Raw genomic sequence first — 10,900 nt, 5'->3', positions numbered from 1 at the left:
TCCGCTCCAGCCGGTACCGGCCCGCCAGCACCACCCCCGACAGTTCCCTACCCGACCGCACCGGTGTCCCCGTTCCCGGACGCGCGCGTCCGTCCCTCGACGGCTGCCTCCGCGGCGGCGCCCGTGCGGCCGCCGCGACCACAGCCTCTCCCTCAGCCGTCACCTCAAGCACAATCCACCACACGCCATGGCAGCGGATCACGGCCCGGCAGCGCAAGACGGCGGAGCGCGAGGCCCGCGCGGCATGCTATGTTTGATCTTGAGCTCGCCGCCGAAATCCCGGCGGAGGCCGATGCGTTGGTGGTCCAAGGAAAGACGCCCCGCTTCCTGCGGGGAAATGCAGGTGCAAGGCCTGCCCGGCGCTCCAGGACGAGGCCCCATCCCGTACACACGGGATGGGGCCTCGTGCGTTGTACGGGCGATCCTGATGAGGGTCCGCACCGTTGAGACGATCACAAAGGAGCGTGCGCGCCGCGCCCATGGTCGGCCGTCAACGCCCGGACGACGCTGGGCCCATGAACACATCCGCTTCTTCCCCCTCCCCCCTGGCCCCCGTGTCGGATCTGGTCCTGGTGACCGGCGCCGGTGGGCAGACCGGCTCGTTGGTCGCCGCCGGGCTTCGGGAGCGCGGGGTGCCGGTGCGTGCGGTCGCCCGTGGGACCGAGCCCCGGTTCGACTGGGACGACTCCGGCACCTGGGACCCGGTCCTCGCCGGAGTCACCGCCGTCTACCTCGTCACCCCTCTGCTGCCGGACTTCGACGCCGCCTTGGTGAGGGACTTCCTCGACCGGGCCCGAGCGGCAGGGGTCCGGCGGCTGGTGCTGCTGTCCGGGGCGAGCGGCGAGTTCGGCGGCGTACCGATCCTGTCGCGCGAACAGCCCCTGCGCGCCATCGACGAGGACGACCTCGCGTGGACCGTCCTGCGGCCGAACGTCTTCGCGCAGAACTTCCCCGCGAGGGAGCCGACTCTTCTCGCCGACGGCGGTTACCGCAGGCCGCTCGGCCCGGCGCCCGGCCCGCGCGTGGCCTACGTGGACGTACGCGACATCGCCGACGTCGCGGTGGAGATCCTCGCCTCGGCCGCCCCGGAGCACGCCGGACGTACGTACTATCTCGACGGTCCCGAGGCCCTCACCAGCCAGGAGACCCTCGACCTCGTCGGCGGCCGGACCGGCGTGCCCCTGACGTACCGGGAGGTCTCCCGGCAGGAGTGGGCCAAGGCCGCCCGCGCGGCCGGTGTCACGCCGGGGTGGGTGGAATGGGGGCTCGCGGCGTCCGCCGGGCAGCGGCGCGGGGAGTACGCGCACCTCCGCGACGACATCCGGCGCCTGCTGGGCCGGGAGCCGCGTTCCCTGTCCGCGTACCTCGACGAGGCGGTACGCGCCGGAGCCTGGCGGCGGAACTGAGTCCGCCGGGTCCCCGCCCGCCCCGGTCACGAGGGCTCGCCGCCCCTCACCCGGCATCACTCCGTCCGCCCGTCCGGGCACGGTGCTCGGTGGGGGTGGTGCCCCGGTGGCGCTTGAACGCGGTGGAGAAGGCGAACTCGTCGCGGTAGCCGACCGCTCGTGCCGCCGCGGCCAGCGTCGTGTCCGGCGCGTCGAGAAGGTCGGCGGCCAGGCTCATCCGCCACTCGGCGAGGTAGGCCATCGGTGAGCTTCCCAGCAGGTCGCCGAAGCGGCGGGCGAGCGTCGCCCGGGACACCCCGGCGGCGCGCGCCAGAACCTCCACGGTCCACGGCCGCTCCGGATGCGCGTGCAGGGCGCGCAGCGCCGGCCCTGCCACGGGGTCGGTGCGGGCCATCCACCAGCGGGGGGCAGGGGCGTCGGGCCGGGCGAACACGGCCCGCAGCACGCGGACGAGCGTCAGGTCGAGGAGCCGGTCCAGGACGGCCTGCTGGCCGGGCGCCGCGACAGCGACCTCCTCGGTCAGCAACTCGACGACGGGGCGGGGCAGTTCGTCGGAGCGCACCCGCAGCAGCGACGGCAGCGCCTGGAGGAGGCGCGCGTCGACGGCTCCGGCGTGCGGATACGAGCCGGTGACGATGAGCGAGGTTCCCGGGTGGTCCGGGTAACCGCAGGTGCGTACGCCGGTGACCTCCGGTCCCGCGCTGGGGTGCCCGGCGGCGTCGCTGTAACGGCCCGGGCCGTGCACGACGAGTTCCGGCTCGGCGTCCGGCGCGTGACCGAGGGTGTACGGGCGCGGACCCGCGATCAGGGCCGCCTCGCCGGTGCCGATCAGGAGCGGCTTCCGCTCGGCGCCGTCGACAGGCGTGACGCCGGGTTCCGGTTCGTCGTCCACGGTCACCCAGCAGGTGCCGCGTACCGGAACCACCAGGGTCAGGGAGGCCGCCGGGTCCAGCTGCCGGACGCCCCACCGCTGCCCGTGCGCGGCGCGGGACAGCACGGCGCCGCGTCCCCGGACGCGGGAGAGGAGATCGCTCAGCGGGTCGTCCACCTGTTCAGCCTACGGCTCACGCGGGGCTGTGCCCTGGCCAGAGGGTGTCTTGGGAGGCGTGCGGGACCTGGGTGAGCCCGTCCGCGCGTCCGGCTTCTCCGGTGTCCTCCCGTCCCCTCCCCCGGCCTTCTACAGTGGAAGCGGAGCTGCACCACTGGGGGGTGGGAGATGGATCCGGTGACGGTGGCGGCGGGTACCGCTCTGGTGGGGGCGATGGCCACGGATGCCTGGGCACACGTCCGCGACGCGGTGGTCGCGTTGTGGCGTCGGCCGCATCCCGAGCAGGCCGATGCCGTCGCGGTGCGGCTCGACGAGCTCCGAGTTCAGGTGGTGGCCGCCCGCGGTCGCGGCGACGCGGACATCGAGGCCGCGCTCGTCGCCCTGTGGCGCCTGCGGCTGCACGAACTGGTCGGGCAGGACACGGTGTTGACCGCCGAGCTGCGACACCTTCTGGACCATCGGCTCGGCCCCGCGTCGCGCGAGGCCGGGGCGAGTCCCGCGGCGACCGTCGAGCAGAGGGCGAGGGTGTCCGGCGGGACCAGCATCCAGGCCGGCAGGGACGTGCACTACACCCCTCCCAGCGAGCCATGACCGGTGCCGGGGAGCGCGAGCCCGCGCCACGTGCCGGCCACAGCGCGTCCGCGCACGACGCCGGAGACCACCTGTCCATGAGAGGTGGTGGAGAGCTGTCGGGGGTGCGGCAGCAGGCCGCCGCGGCGGGTGCGGGCGAGGCCAACCAGGCGGGGCGCGACGTCCACCGGACCACGCATGTCCACGAGGCGGCGGCGCCGGTGCGGCCGTCCGTCATCCACGGACTGCGCAGGGACGCCCTCTACTTCACGGGACGCGACGAGGAGCTGGGACAACTTCTGGGGGCGACCGCGCCGGGCGGGGCGAGGATCCACACCGTCGACGGCATGGCCGGGGTCGGCAAGACCGCGCTCGTGACGCGCGCGGCGCACCTCCTCGCCGACCAGTTCCCCGACGGCCAGTTCTTCGTCGACCTGCGGGCGCACGCGCCGGAGCAGGCCCCCGCCGACCCGGTGGACGTCCTCGCCACGCTGCTGGCGGGCCTCGGCATCGACCCCCGTGGGCTGCCGACGTCGCTGGACGGGCGCAGCGGGCTGTGGCGCGACCAACTGGCCGGGCGGCGGGTGCTCCTCGTCCTGGACGACGCCGCCGACAGCGACCAGATCGAGCCGCTGCTGCCCGGCGGATCGGGCTGCCTCACGCTCGTGACGAGCCGCAGCAGACTGGTCTCCCTCGACGGCGGCAAGCCGTGGTCCCTGCGCACCCTCACCCGCGACGAGGCCAGAACGCTGTTCATGCGCCTCGCGCACCGCACCACCACGGCCCACGGCGCCGCGCACGCCACCGCCGCCCAGGCCGGCGAGGACGACGCCGAGACCGAAGTCGTCGACACCATCGTGGAGCTCTGCGGCTGCCTGCCCCTGGCGATCGTGCTGCTCGCCGGGCGCCTGTCCCACCGCCCCACCTGGACCTTGGCCGACCTCGCCGCCGAGTTCACGGCGACGGCGGACCGGCTCGCCCACCTGGTGGCCGGCAAGCGTGCCGTCGACGCGGCGTTCACGCTCTCCTACCGGGACCTGCCCCCGGCCAGGAGGCGGCTCTTCCGGCGGCTCGGTCTGCACCCCGGGCCGGACATCGACGCGCGCGCCGCGGCCGCCCTCGACGGGATCTCCGACGCCCAGGCACGCGACGGTCTGGAGGCCCTGTACACGGACCACCTGCTGGAGGAGATCGCGCCCCGCCGATACGGACTGCACGGCCTGCTGCGGGAGTTCGCCGCGCGCCGCTGCGCCGAGGAGGACCCCGCCGACGACCGGGACCTGGCCGTGGCGCGCCTCGTCGCGTACTACCGGCGCACCGTCGAGTCGGCCGAGGAGGTCATCTCGGCCCGTGCCCCGGGCACGCCCGAGCTGCCGAGCGCGGCCAGGGCGCTGACCTGGCTGCGTACCGAGCGGGCCAACGTCCTGGCCTGCCTCGATCACGCGGCGGACCACGACCGGGCAGCGGAGGTCGTCGGGCTGACCGCGGCCATGGCCCCGTTCCTGCTGCGCGAGGGCCCCTGGCCGCAGGCCGTGGCGCTGCACGAGCGGGCCGTCGAGGCGGCGAGGGCCCATGGTGACCTGTCCGGCGAGGCGCACGCCCTCGACGAGCTGGGCTTCATCCGGTACGTGACGGGCGACTTCGCCGTCGCGACCGGCTTCCACCAGCGGGCGCTGGCGCTGTTCGAGGAGCTCGGTGACCGCCACGGCCAGGCGGACGCCCTCCACGGCCTGGGCCGCGTCCGCGCCATCGCCGACGACTACGTGGCGGCGACCGGCTTCCACGAGCGGGCTCTGGAGCTGTACGAGGGGCTCGGCGACCGGCACGGCCAGGCCAACGCCCTCCACGGCCTGGGCCGCGTCCAGTACATGAGGGCGGACTACACGGCCTCGGCCGACTTCAGCGAACGCGCCCTCGCGCTCTTCGACGCCCTGGGCGACCGCCGGGGGCAGAGCAACACCCACCTCAGCCTGGGCTTCGTCCGCTACATGACGGGCGACTACACGGCGGCGGCCGCCTTCCACGAGCGGGCGCTCGCGCTCTTCGAGGATCTCGGCGACCGCCACGGACAGGCCAACGCGCTGCAGGGCCTGGGGCGCGTCCGCTTCGTGACCGGGGACTATCCCGTGGCCAGGTCGCTGCACGAGCGGGGGCTCGCGCTGTTCGAGGAACTGGGCGACCGCCACGGCCAGTCGAACGGCCTGAACAACCTCGGGCGCGTGCACTTCGTCCTGGGTGACTACGCGGAGGCGGCGTCCCTCCACGAGCGCGCGCTGGAGCTGTTCGAGGCACTGCGGGACCGCCACGGCCAGGCCAACGGGCTCAACAACCTGGGGCGCGTGCGCTTCGCGACCGGCGACCATGTGACGGCCGCGGACCTGCACCGGCGCGCCCTGGCGCTGTTCGAGGAGATCGGCTACCCGCACGGACGCTGCAACGCCCTCCACGACCTGGGACGCACCCACTGGGCGGCCGGTGAGTACGAGCGCGCGGCCGACCTCTACGCCCAGGCCCTCGACATCTTCCAGAGCGTCGGGGATCCCCAGGGCGAGGCCGAGGTGTGGAACAGCCTGGGGACCCTCCTGACCACCGCGTCGGGTGCCGGGGAGGGGCTGGCCGCGCATCGCAGGGCCCTCGAACTCGCGCGCGAGGCGGGCAGCCCGCTGGACGAGGCCACCGCGCTGGAGGGCGCGGCGCGCAGCCAGGTCCTGATGGGCGATCTGGAGGCCGCGATGGCCGACCTGCGGCGGGCCGCCCGCATCTACAACCGCATCGGGGCCGCCACGACGGAGGCCGCGGACAAGCCCGACTGACTCCGCGGCCGGCCCCGCCGGCCGGTGCGGAGGCGGTTCACTTGCCGCTGTCCTCCGCCAGGGTGTGCGCCACCAGGGCGTTGGCGTGGCCGTGACCGAGGCCGTGGTCCGTCTTCAGCCAGGAGACGAGTTCCATGTGCTTGGTCAGGGGCGAGGAGCGGATCATCTCCTTCCACTCCGCGATCGGGCGGCCGTACTTCTTCTCGATCGAGGGGAAATAGCTGGCAGGGCCCTTGACCGGCTCGGTCATGTCTCATTGTCCTGTCTGTCCGTACGTGGTGATCATGGATTATTGATCCACCCGGCCGGATCGGCAAGGTCCTCGGCGTCCATGAACCGACGGATCGCGACCGCCGTCTCCCGCGGGTGCCGCGCCCGGGGAGCGCGGCACCCCGGACGGTCAGGAGAAGTGGCGGACGAAGACGTCCGACTTGCCGTTGGTGTCGCCGGGCACGATGTCGTCGGCCGTGGAGTGGAAGGTCACGTCACGACCGTCCGCGCTGACCGCGTCGGGGCCGGCCGTGGCGGGCTGGTCCGAGACGGTCTCGTCGGCGCCCGTCTGCAGGTCGCGCAGCACGAGCGAGGGCCCGCTCGTGCCGTTCGGGGCGTACAGCAGATGGCGGCCGGTCGGATCGATGGCCACGCCCTTTGCGTTCGGCACCAGTTGGGCGGTGCCCGTGCTCACGTCGTGGACGTAGGTGTCGGAACCCGAGAGGTAGACGACCTTGCTGCCGTCGTCGCTGAGGTGGACGAGCGTCGCCTCCTTGGCCGGACCCTCCAGCGGTGCGGAGGTGCTGCCGTCGGTCCGGTCCCACACGAAGACGTCCTTCGTCTTGCCGTTCTGGTAGGCGACATAGCGGCCGTCGCCGCTGATGAACGGCCGGGACTGAACGGTGTGGTCGAAGGTCGCGACGGTAGCCATGGTGCCGGTCTGCGAGTCCTCGACCTGAACGCGCTGGCCGTACGTCTGCTGCCGGTAGGAGATGCTGTTGTGGGCGGTGTAGCGGCCGTCCGTGCTCAGCGACGGCTGGTTGCACGTGAAGAGCGAGCAGTTGCCGGTGATCGTCCTTCCGGTGCTCACCTGGTAGTGGCGGATCCGGTCGCCGGTCATCCACTGCACCGGATAGGCGATGTACTTCCCGTCACCGCTGATGACCGGGGGCTCCAGCGGGGTCAGGTGCCCCATCCGCTGGGTCTGGCCCGTCCCCTGGTCGCGGACGAACACCTTGTCGCCGCCGGTCGTCTCGTCGGGTGTGAGGTTCCTCGCCGACGACGCGAAGACGACGTGGCGGCCGTCGGGCGTGATCGAGGCGCCGGAGGAGTTGTCGTCGCCCTGGGTGCCGTCGGCCGCGACACTGATGCGCTCGACACTGGATCCGGCGTCCACCGTGGCACCCGCCGGATCGGCCGAGGCCGCCGTGGGCAGCACCGCCGTGACCGCGCAGGCCACGACCGCCGCGCTCAGGGCGACCCGCACCCGTCTGGTGGTGCGCCAGTTGATCTTTCCCCTCATTTTCCCCCCATGCAGGACACGGTCTCTCCTCCGGTTCCCCACCGGAGGCCCACATGCATGCAACCGGGACGAGGCTGTGGGGTCAATGCGTCACATGACGTATAGAGAGGCACGGTTTCAGTCACATCCATTGCTCGTTCGCTCACTCCGCCCCACCCGCCCAGCCGTCACCGCAGGGGCCGCGTCGACGGCGATCCAGACGGCGAGACACGTCTCCGGGTGGGCGCGGAGGAAGTAGTTGTGCTGGTGCGGTGCCTGGCCGCGTGCCGTGGGCGGCTTGAAGTAGAACATCGAATGTGCGCCGAAGGCCGGGCCGATCAGTTCGGTGACGACGTCCAGGACACGGCGGTCGGTCATGAGCCGGCGGGCGATCACGCCGACCGGAAGGCCGGGACGCCGGTGCGGCTGCATGAACCGCGGGTAGCGCGACTGGACGTCGTCCTCGGCGAGGCCGTCCCGCGCGGCCAGGCCGTGCCGGTCGCGTACGACCTGGTCCATGAACGCGGCGCGGATGAGGTCGACTTCGGACGTGGGCAGGAGGCCGTCCACCCGGACGACGCCGTCGGCCGCGTAGCGACCGGCCCGCGCCGCGGCCGATCGGGGCCGTTGCGATGCCTGTGCTGCGTGAAGTGTCATGTTCTCCATCGTGTTCAGCGGCCCCTCGGCCGGGAATCGGACTTCGAGGACTTCACATGGGAGATGCTGCCGCGGGACGCGGGGCACGGGTTCGTCCGGAAGTCGTCGCCACGGCCGGCAACCGGATCGTCGCGGGCCGGCTCGCGGCCGGGCGTACCTACCGGACCGTGCGGCATGGCGGCACGGAGGACTGGCTCCTGATGTTCACCTGCCGGGGACGCGGCAGGATCAGGAGCGCGGGCGCGGCCGACGTGCACGCCGACGGCCGCTCCTTCGTCGCGATCGCGCCGGGAACGCCCCACGACTACGGCACCGACGCCGCCACGGGCGACTGGCTCCTGCTCTGGGCCCACGTCCGGCCGCGCCCCGAGTGGCCCGCCCTCCCCGACTGGCCCCGCGTCGCGCCGGGCGTGGGGCGGGTGCTCCTGCCCGACCCGCTCGCCGAGCGCGTCACGGCGGCGCTGACCCGCGCGGTGTCCCTGAGCAACAGCGCGTTGCCGAACTCCGCGCTCTTCGGGATCAACGCGGTGGAAGAGGCGCTGCTGTGGTGCGACACGCAGAACCCGCGCGGCGACCGCACCGATCCCCGTCTCCTGGCCGTCCTCGAGCACCTGAGCGACCGTCTGGCCGACCCGCACACCGTACGCTCCCTCGCGCGCGTCGCGGGGCTGTCCGCGTCCCGGCTCTCCCGGCTGTTCAGGGCACGGTTCGGGACGAGCGTCATGGCGTACGTGGAGGAACGGCGCATGGAGGTGGCGTGCCGTCTCCTGACGCTGTCCTCGCTCACGGTCCGCGAGGTCGCCCGCCAGGTCGGATACCGGGACCCGCTGTACTTCTCGACGCGGTTCAGACGCGCGGTGGGCCACTCGCCGTCGGCCCATCGGGAGGCGGGCGGCGACTGACGTACGCCCTGTGTGCCAGCCGAGGCGCGCCCTAGGCGTCGGGGAGCGCCACCCGCGCCCACACGGTCTTGCCCTGCGCGTCCGCGTCCGTGGTCCAGCCCCAACTGGCCGCGAGCGCCTCGACGATGGGGAGTCCGCGGTTGCGCTCGGCCAGCGGGGCCGGCGGCGCGTACTGGGGGCGGCGGCGGCTGGAGTCGCGGACGACGCACAGGAGCGTGTGGGGACGGGGGGCGAGGGCGAGCCACACGCCGGTCAGCCCGGTGTCCGCGACACTGCGGCGGCGGCCGTGGCGCACGGCGTTGGCGACGAGTTCGGAGGCGATCTGCACGGTGTCGTCGCTGACCCCCTGAAGGTTCCACCGCCGCAGGACGCTCCGCGTGAACTGCCGTGCGACGTAGCAGCATTCGGTGGTGGCGGGAATGCTCCGGGCGGCGAAGGGGGTGCTGCCGAAGCCGGCGTCGACGGCGAGGTTCGTGGTGGTGGCCAGGGGCTCGCCGAGGAACAACGGCGCCTCTGCGCCTGCGGGCGGGGCGAGTCGGCGGTCCGGCCAGAGGGTGTCGTTGTGAAGCGGCGTCATCGTCCGTCCCCCGAAAGCGTTGCCGTGCGTGGCGCACGACGTGCTGTCACTGCCGTCACTATTCCGGTCGAACGCTCGTTACGGCAAGCAGGTCCCTGCAATTGCAGAGACCTGGAATTCGCACAGAAGGCCGAGCCTGCTCCGCCGGCGGGAGACCGGCGGGCCGGAGAGCCGCGAAGGAAAGGGTGAGACCGATGCAGCAGGTGCACAACGGCATGGTCGCGAGCGCGATCGAGGGCGCCGCCTGGCGCAAGTCCGTACGCAGCGGAGGGAACGGAAACTGTGTGGAGGTCACCAAGCTGGACGGCGGGGAGGTCGCGTTCCGCAATTCGCGCTTCCCCGACGGTCCCGCGCTGGTCTTCACGCCGGGTGAGATCTCGGCGTTCCTCGGAGGGGTGAAAGACGGCGAATTCGATTTCACACTGCCGTAACTCAGGGACAGGCCATGGGTAGTTCCTGACATGCCCGACTCGCGCTGCCATACTCGACTCCCTGCAGAGTCTGGAGGGGTGTTATCGGTATGGCAGCCGAGCTGACGGCGCCGTCGATTCTCGGTTTTCCGCATCGACCGCAATGGGGCCCCGGCGCGCACCGAAAGGCGCTGGCCGGGCACTTGCGGCGCTGCCGTGACCACGCCGGGGTGCCCTCACGGCGGGCGGCCCGCAGCATCGCCGCGTCGGAGTCGACGCTCAGCCGCATGGAGACCGGCCTGGCCCCGCTGAAGCAGAGCGACATCGAGCAGCTCCTGGACCTGTACGGAGTGCGGGACCCCAGGGAGCGGGAGCGGATCGCGCTCCTCACGCACGAGGCGGCACAGCCGGAGGCGTGGCAGCCCTTCGCCCATGCCACGGCCCCGTACCTGCGCCCCCTGCTGACCATGGAGCCCGCCGCCCGGCGCATCATCTCCTACGAGCCCCAGCTGATCCCGGGGTGGCTGCAGACGGAGGAGTACGCGCAGACGGTGATCCGCGCCGCGCACCCCACGGCTCCGGCCCACGAGATCGCGGAGCGGGCCCGGCTGCGGTTGCAGCGGCTCCAGATGCTGCGCCGGCCGGGGGACGCGCCGGTCCTGCTGGCGGTGATGGACTCCGAGGTGCTGCGCCGACAGGTCGGATCGCCCGGAGTGATGTTCCGTCAGGTGCAGTATCTGCTCGACCTGCTGGACGAGCTGCCCTTCCAACTGCACCTGCGCATCGCCCCCTTGGAGGCGGGGGCCGCGGGCGCCATCGGGCACCCCATCGTCCATCTGCGCTTCTTCGCCGCGGAGTACCTGCCCGACATGGTCTACCTGGAGCAGTACGAGGGCGCGCTCTACGACGAGAAGCCGGCGAACTCCGAGCGGTACCTGGCCGTTCTGAACAACCTGTGCGGCGTGGCCTCGCTCAGCCAGCACACGCGGTCACTCCTGACGGAGGCGCTGACGTACTGGCGGTGA

Annotated in this window: 11 protein-coding genes; 6 read left to right on the top strand and 5 right to left on the bottom strand. The window is 72.8% G+C overall.

The genetic code is table 11. The features are described from left to right. Positions 1-554 precede the first annotated feature (554 nt). Positions 555-1,406, top strand: a complete 852-nt coding sequence (locus AOK22_RS01840; RefSeq protein WP_055696747.1) for an NAD(P)H-binding protein — start codon at positions 555-557, stop codon at positions 1,404-1,406. 46 nt (positions 1,407-1,452) lie between these two features. Here AOK22_RS01840 and AOK22_RS01835 read toward each other — a convergent pair whose 3' ends face one another. Further along, positions 1,453-2,454, bottom strand: coding sequence for an AraC family transcriptional regulator (locus AOK22_RS01835; RefSeq protein WP_055696746.1), 1,002 nt, complete (start codon positions 2,452-2,454; stop codon positions 1,453-1,455). Between the two features lie 168 nt (positions 2,455-2,622). Between AOK22_RS01835 and AOK22_RS01830 the strand changes: the two genes are divergently transcribed. Together AOK22_RS01830 and AOK22_RS01825 are read left to right on the top strand one after the other, a co-directional pair. Then, positions 2,623-3,045, top strand: coding sequence for a hypothetical protein (locus tag AOK22_RS01830; RefSeq protein WP_055696745.1), 423 nt, complete (start codon positions 2,623-2,625; stop codon positions 3,043-3,045). A gap of 77 nt (positions 3,046-3,122) precedes the next feature. Continuing rightward, positions 3,123-5,837 (top strand): tetratricopeptide repeat protein, encoded by a 2,715-nt coding sequence (locus AOK22_RS01825; RefSeq protein ID WP_167357819.1) that lies wholly within the window; start codon positions 3,123-3,125, stop codon positions 5,835-5,837. A gap of 37 nt (positions 5,838-5,874) precedes the next feature. Here AOK22_RS01825 and AOK22_RS01820 read toward each other — a convergent pair whose 3' ends face one another. The 3 genes from AOK22_RS01820 to AOK22_RS01810 all read right to left on the bottom strand — a co-directional run bounded on the left by AOK22_RS01820 (position 5,875) and on the right by AOK22_RS01810 (position 7,986). Next, a complete protein-coding gene (locus AOK22_RS01820) occupies positions 5,875-6,087 on the bottom strand; it encodes a DUF4287 domain-containing protein (RefSeq protein ID WP_055696743.1) in 213 nt (70 codons plus the stop codon). A 150-nt stretch (positions 6,088-6,237) separates the two neighbouring features. After that, complete coding sequence (locus AOK22_RS01815) at positions 6,238-7,350, bottom strand: TolB family protein (protein ID WP_055696742.1); 1,113 nt, start codon at positions 7,348-7,350, stop codon at positions 6,238-6,240. 117 nt (positions 7,351-7,467) lie between these two features. Further along, entirely contained in the window at positions 7,468-7,986 is a 519-nt protein-coding gene (locus AOK22_RS01810; protein ID WP_079036272.1) for a phytanoyl-CoA dioxygenase family protein, read from the bottom strand. Positions 7,987-8,042: 56 nt separating this feature from the next. On the opposite strand from AOK22_RS01810, the gene AOK22_RS01805 reads away from it, so the two are divergent. After that, the gene (locus tag AOK22_RS01805) at positions 8,043-8,888 is read left to right on the top strand and encodes a helix-turn-helix domain-containing protein (RefSeq protein WP_055696740.1); all 846 of its coding nucleotides are present in this window, start codon (positions 8,043-8,045) and stop codon (positions 8,886-8,888) included. 31 nt (positions 8,889-8,919) lie between these two features. On the opposite strand, the gene AOK22_RS01800 is transcribed toward AOK22_RS01805, so the two are convergent. Then, a complete protein-coding gene (locus tag AOK22_RS01800; protein WP_055696739.1) occupies positions 8,920-9,465 on the bottom strand; it encodes an ATP-binding protein in 546 nt (181 codons plus the stop codon). A gap of 194 nt (positions 9,466-9,659) precedes the next feature. On the opposite strand from AOK22_RS01800, the gene AOK22_RS01795 reads away from it, so the two are divergent. Both AOK22_RS01795 and AOK22_RS01790 read left to right on the top strand, forming a co-directional pair. Then, complete coding sequence (locus tag AOK22_RS01795) at positions 9,660-9,896, top strand: DUF397 domain-containing protein (RefSeq protein ID WP_055696738.1); 237 nt, start codon at positions 9,660-9,662, stop codon at positions 9,894-9,896. Between the two features lie 89 nt (positions 9,897-9,985). Beyond that, positions 9,986-10,900 (top strand): helix-turn-helix domain-containing protein, encoded by a 915-nt coding sequence (locus AOK22_RS01790; protein WP_063795177.1) that lies wholly within the window; start codon positions 9,986-9,988, stop codon positions 10,898-10,900.

Source organism: Streptomyces silaceus (assembly GCF_001419745.1).
Lineage (GTDB): Bacteria > Actinomycetota > Actinomycetes > Streptomycetales > Streptomycetaceae > Streptomyces > Streptomyces silaceus.
This window is presented reverse-complemented; position numbering and strand designations above follow the sequence as displayed.

Coding starts and splice junctions, on each gene's coding strand:
- AOK22_RS01830 (WP_055696745.1), top strand. CDS start 2,623: ATGGATCCGGTGACGGTGGCGGCGGGTACCGCTCTGGTGGGGGCGATG.
- AOK22_RS01825 (WP_167357819.1), top strand. CDS start 3,123: ATGAGAGGTGGTGGAGAGCTGTCGGGGGTGCGGCAGCAGGCCGCCGCG.
- AOK22_RS01820 (WP_055696743.1), bottom strand. CDS start 6,087: ATGACCGAGCCGGTCAAGGGCCCTGCCAGCTATTTCCCCTCGATCGAG.
- AOK22_RS01815 (WP_055696742.1), bottom strand. CDS start 7,350: ATGAGGGGAAAGATCAACTGGCGCACCACCAGACGGGTGCGGGTCGCC.
- AOK22_RS01810 (WP_079036272.1), bottom strand. CDS start 7,986: ATGACACTTCACGCAGCACAGGCATCGCAACGGCCCCGATCGGCCGCG.
- AOK22_RS01805 (WP_055696740.1), top strand. CDS start 8,043: ATGGGAGATGCTGCCGCGGGACGCGGGGCACGGGTTCGTCCGGAAGTC.
- AOK22_RS01800 (WP_055696739.1), bottom strand. CDS start 9,465: ATGACGCCGCTTCACAACGACACCCTCTGGCCGGACCGCCGACTCGCC.
- AOK22_RS01795 (WP_055696738.1), top strand. CDS start 9,660: ATGCAGCAGGTGCACAACGGCATGGTCGCGAGCGCGATCGAGGGCGCC.
- AOK22_RS01790 (WP_063795177.1), top strand. CDS start 9,986: ATGGCAGCCGAGCTGACGGCGCCGTCGATTCTCGGTTTTCCGCATCGA.